14 protein-coding genes are annotated in these 23,369 nt (G+C 42.0%); 6 read left to right on the plus strand and 8 right to left on the minus strand.

Annotated elements, in window-relative coordinates:
- Positions 1-155: 155 nt before the first annotated feature.
- On the minus strand, positions 156-530 hold the full coding sequence (locus tag HUW48_RS01135) for a winged helix-turn-helix transcriptional regulator (protein ID WP_182413924.1): 375 nt from the start codon (positions 528-530) through the stop codon (positions 156-158).
- 118 nt (positions 531-648) lie between these two features.
- On the opposite strand from HUW48_RS01135, the gene HUW48_RS01140 reads away from it, so the two are divergent.
- On the plus strand, positions 649-1,155 hold the full coding sequence (locus HUW48_RS01140) for a hypothetical protein (RefSeq protein WP_182413925.1): 507 nt from the start codon (positions 649-651) through the stop codon (positions 1,153-1,155).
- 104 nt (positions 1,156-1,259) lie between these two features.
- Here the strand turns inward: HUW48_RS01140 and HUW48_RS01145 are convergent, their stop codons facing one another.
- The 5 genes from HUW48_RS01145 to HUW48_RS01160 form a co-directional block, all read right to left on the minus strand.
- Entirely contained in the window at positions 1,260-1,991 is a 732-nt protein-coding gene (locus HUW48_RS01145; protein WP_182413926.1) for a head GIN domain-containing protein, read from the minus strand.
- Positions 1,992-2,040: 49 nt separating this feature from the next.
- A complete protein-coding gene (locus tag HUW48_RS27155; RefSeq protein ID WP_262891481.1) occupies positions 2,041-2,172 on the minus strand; it encodes a hypothetical protein in 132 nt (43 codons plus the stop codon).
- 185 nt (positions 2,173-2,357) lie between these two features.
- Positions 2,358-4,739 carry an ABC transporter permease gene (locus HUW48_RS01150; RefSeq protein ID WP_182413927.1) on the minus strand — a complete coding sequence of 794 codons (2,382 nt, stop codon included), beginning with the start codon at positions 4,737-4,739 and terminating at the stop codon, positions 2,358-2,360.
- Positions 4,740-4,857: 118 nt separating this feature from the next.
- Positions 4,858-7,284, minus strand: coding sequence for an ABC transporter permease (locus tag HUW48_RS01155; RefSeq protein ID WP_182413928.1), 2,427 nt, complete (start codon positions 7,282-7,284; stop codon positions 4,858-4,860).
- A gap of 187 nt (positions 7,285-7,471) precedes the next feature.
- Positions 7,472-9,892: an ABC transporter permease gene (locus HUW48_RS01160; protein WP_182413929.1), complete on the minus strand. Its 2,421-nt coding sequence runs from the start codon at positions 9,890-9,892 to the stop codon at positions 7,472-7,474.
- 691 nt (positions 9,893-10,583) lie between these two features.
- On the opposite strand from HUW48_RS01160, the gene HUW48_RS01165 reads away from it, so the two are divergent.
- Positions 10,584-11,381 carry a M57 family metalloprotease gene (locus HUW48_RS01165; protein WP_182413930.1) on the plus strand — a complete coding sequence of 266 codons (798 nt, stop codon included), beginning with the start codon at positions 10,584-10,586 and terminating at the stop codon, positions 11,379-11,381.
- 367 nt (positions 11,382-11,748) lie between these two features.
- Positions 11,749-11,919 (plus strand): hypothetical protein, encoded by a 171-nt coding sequence (locus tag HUW48_RS01170; protein ID WP_182413931.1) that lies wholly within the window; start codon positions 11,749-11,751, stop codon positions 11,917-11,919.
- 5 nt (positions 11,920-11,924) lie between these two features.
- Here the strand turns inward: HUW48_RS01170 and HUW48_RS01175 are convergent, their stop codons facing one another.
- On the minus strand, positions 11,925-14,555 hold the full coding sequence (locus HUW48_RS01175) for a S8 family serine peptidase (protein WP_182413932.1): 2,631 nt from the start codon (positions 14,553-14,555) through the stop codon (positions 11,925-11,927).
- Between the two features lie 224 nt (positions 14,556-14,779).
- Positions 14,780-15,595, minus strand: coding sequence for a DNA-formamidopyrimidine glycosylase (gene mutM / locus HUW48_RS01180; RefSeq protein ID WP_182413933.1), 816 nt, complete (start codon positions 15,593-15,595; stop codon positions 14,780-14,782).
- A gap of 535 nt (positions 15,596-16,130) precedes the next feature.
- On the opposite strand from mutM, the gene HUW48_RS01185 reads away from it, so the two are divergent.
- From HUW48_RS01185 to HUW48_RS01195, 3 genes are all read left to right on the plus strand, one after another.
- Positions 16,131-18,596, plus strand: coding sequence for an ABC transporter permease (locus tag HUW48_RS01185; protein ID WP_182413934.1), 2,466 nt, complete (start codon positions 16,131-16,133; stop codon positions 18,594-18,596).
- A gap of 119 nt (positions 18,597-18,715) precedes the next feature.
- Positions 18,716-21,142, plus strand: coding sequence for an ABC transporter permease (locus HUW48_RS01190; protein WP_182413935.1), 2,427 nt, complete (start codon positions 18,716-18,718; stop codon positions 21,140-21,142).
- A 352-nt stretch (positions 21,143-21,494) separates the two neighbouring features.
- Positions 21,495-23,042, plus strand: a complete 1,548-nt coding sequence (locus HUW48_RS01195) for an alpha/beta hydrolase-fold protein (protein ID WP_182413936.1) — start codon at positions 21,495-21,497, stop codon at positions 23,040-23,042.
- Positions 23,043-23,369 lie beyond the last annotated feature (327 nt).

A 23,369-nucleotide genomic window follows, 5' to 3' on the forward strand; every position in this document is an offset into this window, starting at 1 on the left:
AAAGTTTAAAGCTAGGCCTTCCCTTTTTCTTTAAAATATCTGTTACACGATTTGGTATAAAAGGATAGAATATAATTATTTTAGAAAAAGGCGCAAAGCTTGAAATTTTTAAGAAAAATGATGCTACCTGCTTAACGATTACGTACTAACCCCGGTTAACTTTCTTTTTCAGAAACAGCAAACATTCTTTTCCGGTGCTGTATTCCCCATTGCGCTAATTCTTCTATTACGTTTTGCAGGGTTTTCCCGTATTCGGTTAATTCGTATTCTACGGTTATTGGTTTGGTATCAAATTCAACGCGTTTAACCAGCTCGTTTACTTCCAAGTCTTTTAATTCTTTCGATAGCATTTTACTTGTAATCCCATCTATTACCAATTCCAATTCGCTGAAGCTCCGGTTGCCAAAACTCAGGGCCGCAATAATAGGTACTTTCCATTTTCCATTTAAAACATCCAAAGTGTCCCGGATGGCTACAATGCGGTTCCGGCACTTAGAAAGAACAAAGAGCGGTTTTAATTCTTCTTTCATTTTTTGCTTCCTAATATGGGTTTCCTGGAGTATACCCCTAAAAGTGAGAGGCTTCCGGGTAAAAATAAGATTCCTGTTCTACATTTGTTTCATCAAATTAAAGTTAATAATCAGGATAATGGAAGCAACGCAAATAACGCGTACCAACTGGTACCCCAATCAAAGTTTAATTATTACCCAACTTAGCGGCAACGTAGACAGCGCCGCCATCAGCCGGTGGGAACAATCTTTACACGAAAGTTTAAATTTGGTGGAAGACAAAGGCACTTTTAAAATTTTAGTAAATCTTTATGGCTTTAAAGCCACCGATATTGCAGCGCACAAAAAATTTAGAACTATTATTCCGGAAACTTTGGCCACATACGGCTGGAGAACGGGCTATTTAGATTTGTTTGAAGAAGCAGCCGATCTGAAACTAACCAACAACCGGGGGATTCAATGTATCGCGGCGGCCCACGTGCACCAGGACGAAACCAAAATAGAAAAGTACGAAACCTTGTTTGGGAAAGAAAATGAACATTTTTTTACGAATCCGGAAGTAGCCGAAGCCTGGATTAAAGAGTATCCTGCGGGTGCCGGCAAAGTGAAAGTTAATGAAGGGTTAGTTCCGGAGTTCTGCCACTAATGTTTATGAAAAACCATAAAATATCTATAAAAAAGCAGTAATCAGGTTATAGCAACCCAAATCGCGTAAGTAAATATGCGATTTGGGTTGTACGGCTGTTTGCCTTAAATTTTACTAACTGTACCGGAGCCGCTTTTAACCACATTCACCTTTGCATTGCCGGAATATGTAACTTTTCCGGAGCCACTTAAAGTGGCATTTAAAGTTTCTTCGGCCTGGATGGAAGCTTTACCGGAACCACTCACGGTAATTTTAGCGGTTTTGGTATTTAAATCTTCACCCTCAAACTTGCCGGAGCCACTTATATCGATGTGCGCTTCATTGGCCTTGCCTTCTAACTCCATGCCCCCGGAACCACTTATAGAAGCTGATAAGCTAGAGGAAGCTACCGCAGCAGAAAGATGACCGGAACCACTTACATCGGTTGTTACCCGTTCTCCTTTTACGGTTCCTTTCACCTCCATATTGCCGGCCCCACTCACCGATAATTTGTTCAGGCTAGGAGCTGTTATATAAATAGTTGCTTTTTTAGAACCCCCAAACCATCGTTCGCTGCCTTTCTGCATTTTTATATGTAAAACGCCGTTTTTTACGGCTGTTTCAATTTTGTCGAGCAGGTCGGTATCGCCTTCTAAACGCAGGCTTTCTTTAGGGCCAATGGTAACAAACACGTTAAAAGGAACCCCCGAAGCTACTCCGGTAAAGGAATCTACCGGACGGGTTTGCTCGTCTATTCGGCTGGAATAACTGTTGGATTTTTTAGTTAAATTGGCTGCTTCACTTTTAAGTGAGAATAGGAGCAGGGCACAGGTAATAAATAAAAATGCTTTTTTCATAAGAGTTAAATTTAATTTTAAGAATTTTCTTATTCGGAGCGTAAGGATTTTACCGGGTTGCCCACAACCCAATAAAAAGGGCTACTGCCATACCCGTACCTAAACCCAGACTGTTCTGAGCACTATAACCTTTGTTCCTAAGAATATGCCGCCAGGCCGTTTTAAAATAGTTTTTAAACAAAGGAGTTGTGGTTTATAATGGTCAGAACTTTGATTAATTTGATGTAAGGCTTACCTGGTTACTTTGGCGGAACCATAGCTTAGCTGAGTTCAGGATAAAGGGGTAACTTTGGCATTTTAAATTGGTTACTGGCTTTTTACTAAATTTTGTTAATCCTTATAATCAAATAAACAATGGGATAAGTATTACTCGCTACGCAGCGATTTTACCGGATTGGCAATTGCGGCTTTCACTGTTTGGAAGCTGACTGTAAGCAAAGCAATAAATAAAGCTAAGGCACCTGTGAGCGCAAATATCCACCAGCTAATGGGAGTCCGGTATTCAAAATCCTGTAACCATTGTTGCATTGCCCACCAGGACAAGGGCCAGGCTAGAACATTAGCCAGTAAAACTAATTTCAGGAAATCTTTGGAGAGTAGTGAAACAATGTTGGCGAGGGAAGCGCCTAATACCTTGCGGATACCAATTTCTTTGGTGCGCTGCTCCGTAGTAAAAGAAGCCAAACCAAATAAACCTAAACAGGCAATAAAAATAGCTAAGCCCGAAAATACGCCTACTATTTTGCCAAAGCGCATTTCTGACTGATACAGGTTGTTTAGGTTTTCATCGACAAAGCTAAATTCAAACGGGTGCTGATTATCGTGGGTGTTCCATTTCTGGCTTAAAGCTGCTAAAGTAGCCGGTACTTGCTGGGGTTGCAACCGTAGAACCAGGTAGTAAACTGGTTCGCGGGCAATTATAAAAATAGCCGGTTCTACCTTCGAGCGTAGCGTTTTAAAATTAAAATCTTTAACCACTCCTACCACGCTACGTAGATTACCGCTGTTATTAAAGTCTATTTTTTTACCAATAGCTTCAGTTGCGGATGTCCAGCCGAATGCTTTAATAGCTGCTTCGTTTAATAAAACTGACTTAGTAGTATCCGTAGCAAAATTGCGGCTTAAATCCCGGCCAGCCGCTAATTCCATTCCCATGGTTTTCAAATAATCAAAATCGGATTGAAACACGTGCCCGATAATGGATTGCTTGCTTTCTCCGGTGGGTTTAATGTCGGTTTGCCACCAACCCCGGTTACCCGGTATAGCAGTAGTTGCAGTGCCGCTAATTACTCCCGGTACATTTAAGAAACTATTTTTAATGTTATTGGCCTTAGCCTGAGTTACTCGGCCGCTTAGGGGTATGGAAAGTAGTTGTTCTTTATTAAAACCTAAACGCTTTTGCTGGATGTATTGCATCTGGCTGTACACTACCACCGTACCCACAATTAAAGCAATGGAAATAGTAAACTGTACTACCACTAAACCTTTACGCAAAACAGCTCCTTTTAAACTGGTAATTAGCGGGCCTTTTAGCACCTGCACCGGCTGATACCCCGACAAGAATAAGGCCGGGTACAAACCTGCTGCTAATCCTACCAATAGCATTAAAGCAAACAAGCTGGCTACTAAACCACCATTAGTAAAGTAATTTACCTGTATTAATTTACCCGCAAGCGCATTAAATGCCGGTAACGATAACTGTACCAACACCAGAGCTAATAGCAGACTTAGAAAAGCCAGTAAAATGGACTCGCTTAAAAACTGACTGATTAATTGTTTACGGGAAGCACCAATTACTTTACGTACACCTACTTCTTTCGAGCGGGTTTGCGAACGGGCCGTAGCCAAATTCATAAAGTTGATGCAGGCAAGTAAAATAATAAATACCGCCAGCGCCGAGAATAAATACACATTTTTAATATCGGCGGGTGCGTCTAAATGGCTTCCGTACTCCGAAGCAAAGTGAACATCCCGTAAAGGTTGCACGTGCAAAGCCAGCGGGGTACCTTCCGGTTCCGGGAAGTATTTTTTTGCGAAACCGGGTAGTTTGGCTTCAAAATTTTTAACGCTAAAATTAACTTCTACTAAAATGTACGAATAATAAGCAAACCCCCACCAATTGGTGCGGTTATTCGATACCATATGGAAGGGTAACAGAAAAGTAGGCCGGATGTGCGAATTACCCGGAACTGGAGCCAGAACACCCGTAACTTTTACTTGCCGGATGGTGTCCATTGCCAGTTCCAGGACTTGCCCCAGTGGGTTGGTGTTGCCGAAATACTTGATGGCTAGCTCCTGGCTTAATACAATAGAATTAGGCTCGGCTAAAGCAGTTTTAGGGTTACCGGCCGTTAGCGGAAAAGTAAAAACAGCGAACAAAGTAGAATCAGCGAATAAACCACCTTCTTCGTAACTGCGGATTTCGCCGTGCCGGATTAAACTGCGGGAAGGATTTTTTAAACGAACTACTTTTTTTACCTCCGGAAAATCGGCTTGTAACTGCGGGGCAATGGGCGGGGAAGTAACCGGAGCTTTTTCTAAAGTACCATTATTTTCTATTTCAACGGTAAGCCGGTAAATATTTTCAGCTTGCTGGTGGTGCGTATCGAAGCTAAGTTCATCCTGCACATATAGCAGGATAAGGGTACAACAAGCCATGCCTACCGCTAAGCCAATAATATTAATAAAGGTATAGGCTTTGTGCCGTAGCAAATTTCGGACGGAAATTTTAAGGTAATTTCTAAGCATATTTAAGGGTTGCATGAACCAATATATAAATTAACAACTTAAAACAGGGCCAGGCAGGATACCTGAATGCGGGTATCCTGCCTGGTTTTATAGTTGACGCAGCTTTTTATTCTACAGGCTACTCGCTGCGCAAGCTTTTCACCGGATTTGCAATGGCTGCTTTAATAGCCTGGTAACTAATAGTAAGCAAAGCGATCAACAAAGCTCCCACACCGGCCAAACCAAATACCCACCAACCAATAGTAGTGCGGTACTCAAAGTCTTGCAGCCATTGGTGCATGGCCCACCAAGCTAACGGCCAAGCCAGCAGATTGGCGATGAGTACTAACTTTAAAAAATCTTTAGAGAGCAGGGATACAATGTTAGGCAGGGAGGCCCCCAGTACTTTGCGGATGCCAATTTCTTTGGTGCGTTGTTCGGCGGTGAAGGTAGCCAAACCAAATAAACCTAAACACGCTACAAAAATGGTAAGTCCCGAAAAAATACTTAGAATTCGACCCACTTTTTGCTCCGCCTGGTACGTTTCGGCAAAACGCTCGTCCATGAAAGTATACGCAAAGGGCGCATTGGCGGTAAAGCTGCCCCATTGTTGTTTCATGGAAGTTAGTAAGCCCGCAATATCTTTAGTTTTGGCTTTTACTATAATGGAGCCGGAATTATTACCCAGAATCATAAGCAGCGGGGTAATGCGTTGGTGCAACGACTCGAAATGAAAATCTTTTACAACCCCAATAACCCGGTACTCTGCCTTATCGCCCGCGTTATTAATAAACCGCGAAACTTTGCGACCCAAAATGTTATTCCCCCAGCCAAAAGCTTTCGCGGCGGCCTCGTTAATAACCATAGCAGTAGAGTCAGAGGCAAAATCCTTGGAAAAATTACGACCGGCTACTATCTGCATGCCCAGCGTAGGAATGTAGTTATGGTCCACAAAATATTGCCGGGTACTTACGCTTTGCGCCGCGTTATTTTCGGGTAATACTACCGAGTTCTCGGAACTGGTAGGCCCAACGGGCACAAATCCCGAAACGCTCGCATTAACAACTCGGGGGTCTTGCAAAAGCTGCTGCCGGAAAACTTCTTCTTGTTTGCCTAACACGTAGGTATCGTGCAGCACAAAAGTTTGATCTTTATCAAACCCTATTTTCTTGTTCTGAATGTAGTTGAGTTGCTGGTACACCACGGTAGTGCCAATCATTAAAGCCACCGAAATAAAAAACTGAAACACTACCAACCCGCTGCGTAGGCTCAAACTTTCTTTACCCGCCGTAAGAGTACCTTTTAACACTTTAACCGGCTGAAACGAAGACAAGAAAAACGCCGGATAGCTACCCGCTAATACGCCCACAATTAAGCCAAATAGTAACAAGGCTGGTATTAACCACAAGTTAGCGATAAACTGTAAAGCAAGTTCTTTGCCGGCCAAATCGTTAAACAGCGGTAGCGCCAGATAAACCAACACAATACCTAGTACCAGTGCAATAATGGTAAGCAAAATAGATTCGAGCAAAAACTGCTGCACCAGTTCTTTTTTTACCGAGCCGAGCACCTTTCTTATTCCTACCTCGCGGGCCCGCTTAGAAGCACCGGCCGTTGATAAATTCATAAAATTTATGCTGGCAATAAGCAGCATAAAGAGCGCAATTGCCCCGAAAATATACACATATCGCATGTCACCGCCCGGTTCCAGGTCATTATTTAAATTGGAGCGCAAGTGAATATCGGTAAGTGGTTGCAGATACAAACCTACATCGTCGCCTTTTTCCCGGAATTGCTTTAAGGTCATGCCCATGGCCTTCTGCACTTCTGGGCCCATGTATTTTTCAATTACCTGCGGCAATTTGGCTTGCAGTTGCTTGTAATCGTAGCCGGGGCGCAACACCAGATAAGTGTTAAAGTTATTACTCATCCAAGTGGTTTGACGGGCTTCTTCTAAACCGGCCATAGAGGCAAAAAAGTTAAAATGAAAGTGCGAATTGGTAGGCACTTTGTCGATGACGCCGGTTACTTTGTAGGTAGTTTTTTCGTTTTTCAATTGTAGCATTTTGCCTACGGCGTTGTGGTAGGTACCAAAGTATTTCTGCGCCATGGCCTTGGTAATAACAATAGTATTAGGCTCGCGCAAAGCCGTTTTGGCATCGCCCTGGATGAAAGGCAGCGTAAATACCTGAAAAAAGTTGGCATCCACGTAAGCAAACTTGTCTTCCTTAAAGGTTTTATCCTGGTAGGTAATAAAAGGAGCGCTGTTTACCCGCACCCGGGTAGCTTCTTCTACTTCGGGGTAATCGCGCACGAGCGTTTGCCCGGTAGGTGCCGAAGCGGTAGGTGTTTCCAGGGTTTCGCCGTTTAACGAAACCTTAAACACCAGCCGTACTATGCGGTCGGCTTTTTGGTTAAAGCGATCGTAGCTTAGTTCGTCTACTACAAACAGCATAATTACCAGACAGGTGGCAATGCCAATCGCCAAACCAAAAATATTAATGGCCGAAAACGCCTTGTTGCGCCACAAATTGCGCAGTGCGATTTTAAAGTAATTTCGAAACATCCCGTTTTATATTTAGCAGTTTTAAATGCCCGAGGGCTATACTTTGAATTAAATAACTGTCCTTCAGGCGTAAATTATGGCTGCGTAGTTCCATAATTTACGCCTGAAGGCAACAAAGTTTATATGTTGAACCTTAAATTATTAGTAATCATTTTCTGGTTGCTAATTCGTACTCACGCATTAATAGCTACTCGTTGCGAAGCGAATTTACTGGGTTGGCTACTGCCGCTTTTATAGCCTGGAAACTAACGGTGAACAGCGCAATTACCAGGGCCATTACGCCCGCTAAGGCAAACACCCACCAACCTAAATTTATGCGATAAGCAAAATCTTGCAGCCAGCGATGCATCAGCCAGCCGGCTAACGGCCAGGCAATGAGGTTAGCTAGTAAAACCAGTTTCAGGAAATCTTTAGAAAGTAAGCCGATAATATTGGTTACCGAAGCCCCCAGCACTTTGCGAATGCCGATTTCTTTGGTGCGCTGCTCGGCAGTAAAGGTAGCCAGGCCAAATAAACCCAGACAAGCCACAAAAATGGTTAAACCGGCAAAGATGCCCAGCACCTGCCCGATTTTTTGCTCAGCCTGGTAGGTTTGGTGAAAGCGCTCGTCCAGAAAAGCGTAATTTAAGGGTTCTTCAGCGGTTAATTGGTTCCAGTTATTTTTAGCGGTGGCCAAAAGGCCGGCAATATCCTGCGTTTTTACTTTTACAATCAGAGTGCCTGAGTTATTTCCCAGTGTCATGGCTAAAGGCGAAATAGGCTCGTGCAACGATTTAAAATGAAAATCTTTAACAATACCAATTACCCGGTAAGTTACTTTTTTGCCTTCATTATCGGAATGGGTTACTTTCTGGCCCAGCGGGTTATTGGTCCAGCCTAAAGCTTTAGCAGCCGTTTCGTTTAAAATTATACCGGTAGAATCGGTAGCAAATTCTTTCGAAAAGTTGCGTCCGGCAATTACCTGCATGCCCAAAGTAGGAATGTACCTTTCGTCCACTTCATAGCGCAGCGCTTTCATAAACTGCGCCGGATTATCTTCCGGAGAAACCATAAAATTATTATTATAGCTGGGGCCCGCCGGCAAATAACCCGACATACTAACACATTTAACCCGGGAGTCTTGCTGAATTTGCTGCTGAAACACTTCCGCCTTTTTGCCTAATAAATATAAATCGGGTATTAAAAGTACCTGATCTTTGGTATAGCCTAATTCTTTATTTTGAATGTAGCGCAGTTGCTGGTACACCACGGTGGTGCCAATCATTAAAGCAATGGAAATAAAAAACTGAAAAACTACCAAACCGCTTCGTAAGCTCAAACTGTTTTTACCGGTGGCAAACCGGCCTTTTAACACCGCCACTGGCCGGAACGAAGAAAGAAAGAAGGCCGGATAGCTGCCCGCTAAAATACCTACTAGTAAGCCAAACAGTAACAAACCGGGCATTAACCAAGGGCTTGAAATAAAATTTAAAGTAAGTTGGGTGCCAGCCAGATTATTAAAAATGGGCAAGGAAAAATACACAATGCCAATAGCTATAATTAACGAGATAGCCGTTAAAAGCACCGACTCGGTTAAAAATTGTTGTACCAGCTCTTTCTTTACCGAACCTAAAACTTTGCGGATACCCACTTCTTTGGCGCGTTTAGAGGCTCCGGCGGTAGATAAATTCATAAAGTTAATGCCTGCAATTAAGAGCATAAACACGGCAATTGCCCCGAAAATGTACACGTATTGTAAATTGCCACTGGGCTTTAACTCACCCATTAAATGCGAGCGCAGGTGAATATCGGTGAGGGGTTGTAAAAACAAACCTAAGTCGTTGCCGGCTTGCCGGAACTGCGCTAAACTCACGCCCATGGATTGCAGTATTTGCGGACCCATGTACTTCTCGACTACCTGCGGTAATTTAGCTTCCAGTTGCTTGTAATCGTAACCCTTGGGCAGAACCAGGTAAGTATAAAACTCCGATACTAACCAGGAGGGAGCTTTCGCATCCGGAAAGCTGGCCATGGAAGCAAAAATATCGAATTGGAAGTGTGCATTGGCGGGTACTTTCGCCATTACCCCAGTCACTTTTAAAGAAGTATTGTAATCTTTAAAAAACAAGATTTTGCCCATAGGATTGGCTTTGCCAAAGTACTTATGCGCAACTTCTTCTGAAATAACAATGGTATTGGGTTCTGCCAAAGCGGTTTTAGGATCGCCTTGCACGAAGGGTAACGTAAACACCTCGAAAAAATTAGAATCTACGAACGCAAACGCATTTTCCCGGAAAGATTTGTTCTGGTAAATTACGCGGGGAGATCCGTAGTTGCGCAAACGGGTGGCTTCCTGCACTTCGGGATAGTCGGCGAGTAGGGTTTGGGCTACGGGTGGCATTACGTGCGCTTCGGCCATTTTTTCGCCCTGAATCGAACCTTTAAAAATTACCCGTACCATCCGGTCGGCTTTTTGATTAAAACGGTCGTAGTTCCATTCGTTGGCCACGAACAAGGTAATTACCAAACAGGTAGCCATACCCAGGGCCAACCCAAAAATATTAATAGCCGAAAAAGCTTTGCGGCGCAACAAGTTGCGGATTGCTATTTTAAAGAAATTCTGGAACATAACCTTAGCCGTAATTAGTAAGACAGATATTTTGCCTAGCCGGTAGTAAGCTCAGGCAATTAATTATGCCGTTTACACTTGAGCCATTACCTGCTGGGTAAAATTAAGGAAGAAAAATGCCAGAAATGCAGTGTGTTAATTATCAGTATTTTGTATCCTAAACCTGGTAGATGTGGGTGTAAAGTTGTCCGGTTTTGATACATATCTCGTTCGCTTTTAGCACAACTCTTCTTACTATTAACTAGATCAGGATTAACCGGTAAAATTCTTTAAATATCAGCTTAAAAAGCCTGATCCCAACTTTATAAAGGCTTCTAAATTATTAATAATAATCTATGTAAAACTGTTAAGTAGTTCGGGGCTGGGGCAAAGATTAGGAAATATAAATGGCTATCAACCTATAGTTAATATAGAAACACAGCCTTGGTTTTATATTAAAAATGAAGATTAAAGTAGATATTGATATAGTACAATATTGTTAATTGTTTAATAAAATAGAAAGGTTTCAGAAAAAATTAAATATTTATTGAAAATTTTACAATAATATATTTTATTATATATTAAGGTTGCATTAAAAAGGTGATTTATTTGTTTATTATTTAAAATATTTGTAAAAATATAATTGCATATATAGAGCTAAATTTCTAAATCACATCATGCTAAATTATTATTCACTAACAAAAACAGTAGTATGAAGTTAAGAAACAGTATTACCATTGGAACATTAATGCTGGTATTAGGATTTAGTGGCTGCCAGCAGGATCCGGAACTTGCTCAGAAAACGGATATTCCTCAGGCAACATTAGATAAAATTTACCAAATGGGTTTTGGCACTAATGACGTGCAACAGGTAGATAATGGTTACTTAGTTGAAGGAGACATTTTCTTAAGCGAGAGTGTTTTAAACGATCAACACGATCAGAAGTTCTTGCGGATAGGGGAAACAGAGCAATACCGAACTACTAACTTAGTATATATTCCCTCAGGTAGTAAACGTACTATAACGGTTAGTTTAGCTTCGAAACTACCAACTTCTTATGGTGACGCTTTGAATGAAGCCATTAAACGTTATAATGCCGAAAATTTACTAATTACTTTTCAGCGGGTTGCTTCTAATGGGAATATTCAGATAGTTAATGGAAATGGCAGTTACTTAGCTTCAGCGGGATTCCCTTCTGGTGGTAATCCATATAATCAAGTTAAAGTAAATACCCGGTCTATTGGTAATCAACCGCTTAACACAGTAGCTTCAATTCTGGCGCACGAAATGGGGCATTGTATTGGTTTCCGTCATACGGATTATATGAACCGGGCTTATAGTTGCGGAGGTTCGGCAACTAACGAAGGGGCGAGCACCGTAGGTGCTATTTTAATTCCAGGTACACCTTCCGGTCCCGATCCTAATTCGTGGATGTTATCTTGTATTGGCAGCGGAATGAATCGGCCTTTTAATGCGAACGATAGAACCGCATTAAGTTATTTGTACTAGCAAGTTCAAGGTTTATAAATAATGGTGTACGGTTTAAATTATTTGTACAATAATAACTTGTAAGCCATTCATCTACTTATAACAAATTTACTATTTATAAAAAGATATTATAAAAAGCCTTCTCTGCTACAGGAGAGGGCTTTTTATTTAAGCACCAGTACAATACTATACGCACCCATTGGCACTAGCGTAAATACTAACTTCCATTTTAGGGATAAAGGCATTTTTTATCTATTAACAGGAAATTGGTAAGCTATGTAATTTACTAAATCCCTCCGCCACCCAGTTGAAAACGCTTTTACACACGATATTAGCTTAAAAGAAAAATATTGAATTTAGACAAATCTACTTCTAAGCCCGCAATAGCATGACTCTGGGGCAAGCGTTAAGAGAGTCAGAAAAAGAAGAGTTCGGCATTAGTCTGATTAATATTCAGGAAGGTTTAAAATTATCCTTAAAAAAAGCCTCTTTTATTAAAAGTAAGGGTATTTATTCTGAATTATTACGAAAAATAAAAGCCGGAATTTTTAAGGCTTAAACGTATTACAATACCACTAATCGGGCAACCAGCCATTTGTTATTAGCAGATTGTACTCTTATAAAATACATGCCCGGCTTTAAATTAGTAGTAGGTATGGCTTTTACAACTCCTAGTTCGTTAAATTGGTTAACTTTTCGCCCCAGTTGGTCATATACCTCAATGGGAACTTCGGCGTCACTTTCTACTACAATGTTTACGTCATTTCCGCGGGTAATTGGATTGGGAAACAACTGAATAAATTCGGGTTGGGTATAAAACACGCCTTCAGTTTGGCTATAAAAGGAAGCTTGCATTTGGGCCAATACCCGCACCCGGTATTCGTTTCGGCCGGACCGAGGAGTTGGATCGAAAAAAGTAAAATTTACCTGATTCTCCGGACTTATAGTTTGTACAGTTCTGAAAATGCCGTTTTCTATTTTTTCTAAACTAACCGTTTGCACGCCATAATACGTGCTTAGTTCCACCTCAAATGCTACTGTATCGGTTACCAGTTGTCGAGGCAAAAAACTTTTTACGTAACAACCTGCCTGGGTATAATCGAGGGTATAACTTCTGGGGCCTACTACTCCTTGCCAAACGGGAGCCACTGCGTAGTAATTAGACTTACTAGTATTTTTATTTACTAAAAATGTGGTATCGGCTGTTCGAGTTAAGGGTTCCAGATATAGATCGCCGAGTTGATAAATCTGATATTCTGAAACTCCAGCTTGTTTAGGCCAGAAAAACAAAACCTCGTCGCCGCAGTTAAAACCAACTTGCAACGGTAATGCAGGGGCTAAGTTAAAAGTATCGGACACTACTTCTTTGTTCCCGGTGGTTAAACGTAATTGGGCAAAAGCAGTCGTATCGGGCACTTGCCAATCAAATTGATTAGTGGTTATAGCTACTTTGTCGTTAATTACTCGCCAGGCTCCATGGGGTAAAAGCCGGTATTCCAGTTTACCAGAAGAAGGATTACTTGCCAGGTTTTGCCACCGTAGCCGGTGCCGTCCACCCGTCTGAAGCCAGGTGCCGGACGTGGGATAGTTCCAGGTTAGTTCTTCGGTTTGCACCTCGTACACAACGCTAAATGCCTGCGCTCCCTGAACTACCTGAAAGCCTTTTACCTGAATCTCGTAAGAGCCATTTACCGGCTGGGTTAGCGTTATTTGTTCCACATTATTTAAGTGATCGGCCGCTCGTCGGGCGGGTAAACGTAAGGAGTCGGGGTGCGGATAAGAACTTAATACCCAAGGTAGCCAGTGCTTATTGGTAGTATTATTAATTAAAGTTAAATCTAAATCGTTTTGTAAGGCTTTTGGAGCATTGGGTTCTGCTTCCAGGTCGTGCCAGACTAAGGTAACTTTTAAAAGTTGGCTATTCGTGGGTACCGGAATAGTAAAAGTAGCTACTTGGTTGCTAGTAACCTGGCCTGTAAAAAAACGTTTTTCCTGAATTGCCTGTACCGCTCCTAAAGCATCGGCCTGACCAAAACCTGCTTCAAAATCTACTTCTGGCCGGCCTAAATCATCGGCACTGTTAATAAATGCCGCTTTAACTAAGGCTGCGGTCGGTAAGGTGCCGGTTTGTTCCCGGTAAGCTTGCTGCACCAATAAAGCCATACCCGAAACCAAAGCCGCTGATTCAGAAGAGCCACCTTCCCCGAAAGCTACTAATTCCGGCTTTATGCGGCCATCGTAAGCCGGCCCACGGGAGCTGAGTGGGCTTATTTGTCCGGAAGTATCGGTAGCGCCTACGCTTAAGGTGTTTTTAGATGTTTTAAACTGACCCGTTAGATTTGCCCAACCAGCCAGGTTAGCGTAAAGTCCGGTGTTAATGGCTTGATCACCTGCATTACCCGCCGAGAAAACGTGCATTAATAGAGGGTTTTCCCGGCATTGTTGATCGTAGGCTTGCGCTTCGAGGCCATAATAATTTTCGGGTGTTACGCCGTACGAATGGTTCTGTACCGAAATCTCTTGCGTTACTAAAGTGCTGGCATCATCGGGAAGCAAGTTGCTAAAATCAGAAGAAGCTAAACGCGCATTGGGGGCTACACCTCTGCCCGAAGGAGCTGAATTACCCGCTCCGGCCAACAAAGTAGCCATGGTGGTAGCATGCATAGTGGCGGTTCCTTTTAATGCTGACGTACGAATAATGCGGTTCTTTAAATCAATATCAGTAGTATCAAAAGGATTTTCTTTTATAGAAGCTGCCAAGCCATTGCCCTTTAAAGCCGGAAATTTCGCATGTACGGCTGTTACGTTGTTAGCCGTTAAATCGGTATTTCGTAAGATTAATTCCTCTTGAGGTATCCGGTCCGGCACATCCACATATTTTACTAAAGAGCAGTGAAGTATCTTAGTTACATCGGAAGAAGAAAGATTAGCCAGCAGAAAAATATTGGTCGTTTCGGATTGTTTCTGGAGAGTTGCTATAGGCAGTTTATGCCGCAACCAATTAGCAAATTCAACCGGATTGGTTACTTGTACCCGATAACGGTTACCAATGCTAGGCGGCGCTTTCTGGCGCAGAACCGGAGCCAGTTTTTGCTGATTATTATTTAAAGAGGGTGGCAAGATTTTCTGGGAAAAACAAACAGCAGGTAAGATAAACAGAACCAATAGCAGCCAACTGTTGCGTTGTTTCCCCATGCTTCTTAATACTACCTTATATCTATAACCAAACACGCATTCTATTTTCCGGGCCAAATACCAAATATAAAAAAGTACAGGTAAAAACAGTTACTTGTCCGTTTTACTATAAACGTCATACGGTTACCCAATTAAAAAGTCAGCAATTCAGGCAGTACAAAATAAAAGTAAGAACCAGAGTAATTCTCCTTTTACTGTTAATTTAAATCAAATCTGTTGCTGGTTTAAAGGGGTTGACAAATAGGGCAAAAGTACGTAGTGCGGCCACCCACTTTTGCCACTTCCAGCGGAGTACCATGCCGGGGACAAATTTGCCGTTCGGCAGCCGTTGTTTCCACTGTGTCGTCCCAACCACGGGCATGAATCAGGAAAGATTTTGGAAAGGTTTGATAAATGGCTTCGTGTTCAATGGCCGTTTGTAATACAAGCTGAATGGCTTGGTGTAAATGCTTTAGCTCGGAGTCGCTGAGGGTATTGGCTGGTTTTACCGGATTTATTTTGGCCTGAAATAATACCTCGTCGGCAATCCAGTTTCCAATACCTGCCAGTATTTTCTGATCGAGCAACAAGGGTTTTATGGGAGCTTTACGCTTTTCTATACTGGCTTGTAATTGCGGTAAAGTAATATCGAGCGCATCTGGGCCCAAAGCTTTTTTCTTTTGGTATTCTTCTATAGAAGCGGCTATGCCAATTCGTCCAAATTTACGCGAATCAATAAAGGCCAGCCGGAACCCATTGCTGAAGTAAAAAACAACGCGGGCAAATCGGGGCGTATCTTCTTCGTCGCGGTAATAAGCCAAATCGCCGGTCATGCCAAAGTGGAGCACCAATACGTTGCCCGAACTTAAATTTACTAAAAAGTGCTTCCCGATGCGATGAGTACCTACGAATTGCTTTCCCTTTAAAGCGTTTAACAAGGTATCGTAGTCAAGGGTTAGTTGCCGCCGCGGATCTTCGGCTTTTAAATCTACTACGGTTTGGCCAAGGGCAGTTTCTTCGAAATAACGACGATAAGTTTCTACTTCGGGTAGTTCGGGCATAACTAATTTTACTTTTAGTAAATAACCATAGAGCTTCTAATAAGTTTTAGGTGTTACGGAAGGCTTTGTATTAAGAAATTTCCTATTAGTAGGATTAGGATACTTAAAGGTTTAATGACATTTAGTTTTATAGAGCCATTTCCAGTCTACGGTGCTAACTTGTTTGAACGGTAATGTAAACCCTTCCGCCTACGGCAAGCTAAAAACAGGGAAGGAGATGCCGCTATATGTTCTAAAAGCGAACGAATTTTGTATCAAAACCGGACAAGTACTCAAATGGCAATACTGTAAATATCAGATAATAAGCAATATACAACTCTGGCATTTTTATTCCTAGTTGTTTAGTAAGCAGAACTTGTAAACACATTATAGCTAAACCAGAATTAAAATTATAGAATTTTAAAGTTACCCCGTTATTCGGGTAGGTGTGCTTTTTCATTTTATAATTCGGAGCAGGGCAATCTTTTAAAGTAAAATTTAAAAGCAGGTAAATTCTGGGTTCAATCTTTTTTTGATTCGGCCAAATTCAAATACTATGTTCCGGAATTACATTAAAATAGCCCTGCGCCATCTGTGGAAATATCCTGCTTTTTCGGGCATTAACGTGCTGGGTTTAGCCATTGGCATTAGCGCCTGCTTAGTTATTTACCTGCTCGTGCGGTTTGAATTAAGTTATGATACCTTTCATCCGGATAAAGAACGGATTTACCGGGTAGTATCGCACATTGGCATTGCTGATGAAACTTACAAGAACAGTGGCGTATCGGGGGCGGTACCTAGTGCCATGGAGCAAGAAGTAACCGGACTCGTCAGCGTGGCTGCCTTTCATTTGCTTTACCTGCAGCAGGTGCATATTCCGGAACCAAAAGGAAAAATAAAAAAATTGGATTTTACCGCTGATCCTAATTCCGGTGGTCAGTACGCCATTATTACTGGTCCCCAGTACTTCTCGGTTTTTCAATACAAATGGCTGGCTGGTAATCCCCGGACAGCGCTCCGGGAACCATATAAAGTAGTATTATCGGAAAAGCAAGCGAGTAAGTATTTTGGCTGGGATAAGGCAAGTAATTACCTCGGTAAAACCCTTAGTTACCTGGATGGCCGCGATACCCTAACTGTAACGGTTTCGGGAGTAGTTAAGGATTGGCAACAAAATACCGATTTCCATTTTACCGAATTTATTTCCCTTGCCACCGCGCGAAATTTAAAATGGCAGGATAACCTTCAATTAAAAAACTGGGATGGGACCAGCTCCTCTTCGCAGTTAATTGTAAAACTAGCTCCCGGCATTAAACCCACTCAGGTAGAAAAGCAAATGCCAGCTTTATTTTACCGGCACGCAGAAAAAAATGAGTTTAACGCAAAGCGCGTCTTTTTGCTACAGCCCCTCTCTGATATTCATTTTAACGCTGATTATGGCGGTGACTTTGTGCGGTTAGCGCACCGCCCTACCCTTTATGCGCTTATGGGGGTGGCGGTTTTTTTACTTTTAATGGCTGCTATTAATTTTATTAATCTGGCTACCGCCCAATCGGTGCAAAGAGCTAAAGAAATTGGCGTGCGCAAAGTATTAGGCAGTAATCGTTTAAGTTTAATTACTCAGTTTCTGAGCGAAACCTTGGTTTTAACCTTAACGGCGGTATTACTGGCAGTGCTGCTTACCAATCCTTTAATAAGTGCTTTTGCATCTTTTTTACCGGTAGGGCTTCACTTGCCTATAACTGACCCTGTTATTTTACTTTTTTTAATTGGCCTTACGGGTATTACTACTTTGCTGGCTGGTTTTTACCCGGCACTGGTACTTTCCGCTACCGCGCCTATTCAATCTTTAAAAGGCCTGATTTCTGTTGCTACTACCCGCAAAGCCTACCTTCGTAAAACCTTAATATTATTTCAATTTTCGCTTTCTCAGATCTTTATTCTGGGCACCTTAATCGTTAGCACACAGATTAATTTTATGCGCAGCCAGGATATGGGTTTTCGGCAAGACCAAATTGTAACGTTTGAAACCGATTGGCGCGACCAAAGTCAGAAAAAGTTTGTGTTGTTAAATAAAATCCGGCAAATGCCTGAAGTGGCCCAGGTGAGCCTGAGTAGTTCTACCCCGGCCCGTAGCGGCTATAATACCATTGTATTAAAGTTTATCAACGGGAAAAAAGAAATTAGCCTGCACGTGCATAATAAATCCGGCGACGAAAATTTTATTCATTTGTATGGAATTAAGCTTTTAGCCGGACGTAATGTATTTCCTAACGATACCTTACGGGAAGTTTTAATTAACGAAACCTACGCGAAAGCCCTGGGTTTTAAAAATACCAGCGAAGCAGTGGGGCAGTATTTACTCCTCGATAAACAAAAATTACCCATTGTGGGGGTAGTCGCCGATTTTCACGTGCAGTCTTTACATACCGCTATTGTACCAACGTTTATCGGTACCGAAAATAAATACGCGCGCACAATCAGCCTGAAATTATCTACCCGGGGCAGGCAACTAAACCAGGTAAAAGCTACCCTGGCTAAAATTGAACAAGAATTTAAAACCTTGTACCCCGATCAGAAATTTGATTACGCTTTCTTCGACGATACCATTGCGCATTTTTACGACAGAGAGCAAAAAATTGCGACTATTGTTCGTTGGGCTACTGGCCTGGCTATTTTTATTTCCTGCCTGGGCTTGCTGGGTTTAGTAGCCTTTACCATTACCCAGCGCACCAAAGAAATTGGCATCCGCAAAGTGCTGGGTGCTTCGGTAACTTCAATTGTTTCGCTGCTCTCGCAAGATTTTCTAAAGTTAGTATTACTAGCAAACCTGGTAGCCTGGCCTTTAGCCTGGTGGGCTATGCACCAATGGTTGGACAACTTTGCCTACCGCGCCCCAATCTCGTGGAGTTTATTTGCCCTGGCGGGTATAGCAGCAGTAGCAATTGCCTTACTGGCTGTAAGTTTTCAGGCAGTTAAAGCGGCTGTGGCTAACCCGGTAAAAAGCTTACGAACGGAGTAGTTCAATCAAAACCATCCGGAATAAAAGTACGGTTCAGCGTTTCCCAAGCTCTTATCTAGGGTTAGTTTTTAAATTTTGAGTTTTCCCATGGAGCCAACCAACTTTAAAATATTCCCCTTATGCTGCAAACTCACCTAAAAACTGCCTGGCGCCATATCCGGCGAAACAAAGTGTTCTCTTTTATTAATGTGGTAGGATTAGCCTTGGGTTTAACCAGCTTGTTGCTGATTGCCCTTTATGTTTTTGATGAACTTACTTTTGACCGGTTTCATAAAAATACCGCGGATATTTACCGGCTGGTAGAACACCGGGTTACCCCAGAAGGCAAGGAAACGAATATTGGGGGCGCGGGGTACCAAATCTCCGAAAGAGCAAAAGTTGAATTTCCGGAAATTAAAAATGCTGTACGGTTGGTAGCTTTAAGTCGAACGAATGTTTCTACGCCCGAAAACACAAATGTTTTTTACGAAGATTTCTGGATTAGTAATTCCGGATTCTTACAAACCTTCGACTTTGAGATGCTTTATGGGAATCGCCAAACAGCTTTAACCGCGCCTCATTCAGTGGTAGTAACCGAAGAAACTGCCCGAAAATTATTTAATACCACCGATGTGTTAGGCCGCCGAATAAAAGCTGAACTAGACAGCGTTCCTTTTCAAATAACCGGCGTTCTCAAAAACTTTCCGGCAAATTCGCAGTTCTCTTTTAATTTGCTTTTCTCCGAAACTACCTTCCCGCCAACTGCCTTTACCGATGATTGGGATTCGCATAATTTTTTTACTTATTTTTTATTGGATAGCCGAGCGAGTGTCCCCGCTGTAGCAGCTAAAATAAATCGATTGGCTGCTTCCCACCGCAGCGCAGATAATAAAGACCGGATTAATTTTACTTTACAGCCTTTAAAAGAAGTCCATTTTAATTCGGAGGGGATAGAGAACACTTTAGGTAGAACGGGTAGCATCACCTACATCTACGTTTTTTCGCTGGTTGCCGTGTTTATTCTGCTGTTGGCCTGCATCAATTACATGAATTTAACTACTGCGCTTTTTACGAAGCGAGCCAAAGAAGTAGGCGTGCGTAAAATGATTGGCGCTTCCCGTAAGAATTTAGTGAATCAGTTTTTGTCAGAAGCTTTTTTAACAACACTACTGGCCCTTGGTTTTGCCTTATTACTGGTAAAATTACTATTGCCCGCTTTTAATACCTTCACCGAAAAACAATTAACCCTTAACTCCGCCACCGATTACCGGATCTGGCTCGGCTTAGGAATTATTATGTTGCTGGTAGGGCTTTTAGCGGGTATTTATCCGGCTTTGTTTCAGTCGCGGTTAAAGCCATTGGAATTATTTAAAAATAAAATGCCTGTAGGAAATGATAGTATTTCGCTGCGCCGGTTTTTGGTAGTATTGCAGTTTTCGGTTTCTATTACCATGATGGTTGCTACTTTAGTAGTTTACCAGCAAATGCTCTACGTGCAAACCAAAGACATGGGATTTACTAAAAGCCAATTGGTGGTAATAGATATAAACAGCGGCCAGGTTCGCCGGGGAGCCGGTACTATAAAAAATGAATTGGCTAAACTTCCCCGGGTAAAAGCAGTAACCGTTAGCTCGCGGGTGCCCGGTGAATGGAAAAACTTACCGAAAGTGAGTGTGAAAAATAGTAATACTACCGGAGAGATGCGCGAGATGTACTTCCTGGGCGTTGACGAGCAGTTTTTAGCTACTTATCAAATTAATTTGCTAAAAGGCCGCAACTTTAGAACCGGCAGCCTAGCCGATTCTACGGCGGTGTTGCTCAACGAAACGGCAGCCCGGCAACTCGGTATTCAGGAACCAGCCGAACAAATTGTGCAAATCCCGGCTACTAATTTTGGCGGCAACTCCGAGCCTTTAAAGCAGCCTTACCGGGTACGGGTGGTGGGTATTGTAAAAGATTTTAACTTTCAAACGTTGCGTGAGCCACTGGCTCCTATGGTCATAGCCTTTCAGAAAAATCCAATTCACAGTATTGATTATTTTACCGTTAGAATGGGGCCTGCTAATGCCAGCGAAACAATTAAACAAATGGAAGCGGTGTTGCATGGAGTAGATCAGGACCATTTATTTGAGTATCATTTTTTAGATGACCAGTGGAGCTTATTTTACCGCGATGATAAAATAAGACAAACTATTTTTCTGGCCGGTGCCGTACTTGCTATTCTGATTGGCTGTTTAGGTTTGTTTGGGCTGGCTACTTTTGCGGCCGAGCAGCGCACCAAAGAAATTGGTATTCGTAAAGTATTGGGAGCCAGTGTGCAAAGTATTGTTTTTATGCTTTCCAAAGATTTTCTGAAACTGGTATTACTGGCGGCTATTATTGCTTTTCCGGTGGCAGGGTATGCCATGCACCAATGGCTGCAGGATTTTGCTTTTCGCATTCATCTGGGTTGGTGGATTTTTGCTTTAGCCGGTGGTATGGCCTTATTGATTGCTTTATTTACCATTAGTTTTCAGGCCATTAAAGCGGCCGTAGCTAATCCGGTTAAAGCCTTAAGAAGCGAATGAGAAAGGTAGTAGTGGCTAGCACGAGTGAAGCGGACTCACAATATAATTAGTAATTAGTAGCGTTAGGTGCTGTTCTATAATAGACACCAATTAGGTATTCATTTTCTAAAAAAGACTGTAATGTATTTCGCCTTTTATCGTCTTTTTAATGAAAGAATAATAGTTATAAAACTTTGAACACCGAGACCTGAAGGAGCCGGGTAGCTTCTTGTTTGCTATTCTGTTCAGCTTGTTAAGTGCGGGAATTACAGTAATTTACTATTCTACTCGGGCGGTCCGCACCGATCCGGTTCAAAATTTAAAAACAAAATAACTAAAGAAGTTTATAACCAGAGTTAAATTGAAGAAGCAATTGAAAAATTTGATTTTTTTTCTTTACAACCTTGTCCTGCTAATTTGTTTTCTGCTCCACAGCTCGCCAGTTAAAGCACAAAAAACAAATACGCTACAAGATTCCCTGTATTCTTCTATTTTAAAAGAAACCCGAAAAATTCAGGTTATTTTACCTGAAAATTACAAAGCAGGCACCTCGGAGAAGTACGATGTTCTGTACATTTTAGACGGTGAATGGAATACTGCTTTAGCTATACAACTCTATGGCTTTATGGAATATGCCCGGTACATACCTAAAAATATGATACTCGTAAGTGTTCCGAATTTGTATAGGAAGGATTTGAACTTGCGCGATAGAGATTTTACTCCTTCCTCGGTGAAAGAAGGTCCGGTTTCCGGGGGAGCGGCTAAATTCCTGGCTTTTCTTAAAAACGAATTAATCCCCTATATTAATAATTCGTTCCCCACTAAAAAAGAGAATAATACTTTATACGGTACTTCGCTGGGTGGCATGTTTGCGGTGTATGCTTTTTTGCAGGAGCCAACTTTGTTTAAATCGTACTTAACCGTGGAGCCCAGTTTATGGTGGGATAAGGGCTACTTAAATAAATTGGCCGAAACAAAACTCACCACCATGACGGGAGTGAATAATACGCTTTGGCTGTCGGTGCGCGATGGTAAGGATTATCACGGTATGGGCGTTGCCGCTTTTGATTCCATTCTGCAGAAAAAAGCGCCGTCCGGTTTAATTTGGCAAGTAGCCAGGTACCCGGATGAAACGCATTTCTCTACCATCTGGAAAGGGGTGTACGATGGTTTACGTTTCTCTTATACCGGCCACTTGCACGAAGGTAATATTTTACTAAAACCCATGAACGGGCTAATAGTACCGGGCAAACCTTTTATCGTAGAATGTGATAACTTTTTTACGAATACTTTATTGCGGTACACTACCAATGCGCAAGAACCCACTTTAACTTCAATTGCCTTAAAAAAAGTAAATAATTTTAATTTTTCGGAGCCCACTACTTTAATCGTTACCTCTTTCAGCCCCCGGGATGAGTATACCAAGACACTGCACGCTAATTTTAAAACTTCTGCTGTTTTACCAGCTGTTTCTAAACCGAAAGCCGTGCAAGCCGGAGGCCTTCGTTATGCGTACTACATTGGTGATTGGGAAAAATGGCCGGATGTAAAAAAGCTCAGGCCCATTCAATCCGGAAAAGCCGGTAAAGATTTTAATGTAAATAAGTTGCAAAGTCAAAGTGGGTTTGCCTGTCTGCTGGAAGGTTTCCTGGAAGTTCCGGAAGCGGGTTATTATATTTTTCAAATGGGCGACGATAGCTCTTCTAAGGTGTATGTGGGCAAGCATTTAGTACTAGGTAATTATAATGTTCCCGGAGCCGGACAGAGTTACATGGTGCCCCTGGAAAAAGGTTTTTATCCCATTCGCATCGAGTATTTGTATAAGTTAGGAGGTAATCAGCTCTCACCCATCTGGTGGAAACCGGCAGGTAAAGAAGATTCTCCTATCTTGCCTGAGCAACTTTATAGTCGCCTGAAATAGAAAAACTGATTCTTTAAAATAAAAGTAAATTATAGCTTCAGCTGAAATGCCTGCCTAAAGAACGCAGAAGTTTTTACTAGTTTCCGTAACGCAAGAACCATTTCTCAGACTTTTCGAACTCAGTATAACAGAGCAGATTACTTCGTTCGAAACTAGAACAACCTGCCTTTTGTTATTGTATTTACCTCTCTTTTCAAAAGAGTTTAAAGCCTTTTTCGGTAGAACACTGGTTCTTTTCCGTATAAGTACTTATTCAAAATGAAGGTTAGGTTAAGGGATGGCCAATATTTGTTAGCTTCGTATAAGGTCTACTAATTATAAGTAGAA

Origin of the sequence: Adhaeribacter radiodurans, assembly GCF_014075995.1 — a bacterium.
GTDB lineage: Bacteria > Bacteroidota > Bacteroidia > Cytophagales > Hymenobacteraceae > Adhaeribacter > Adhaeribacter radiodurans.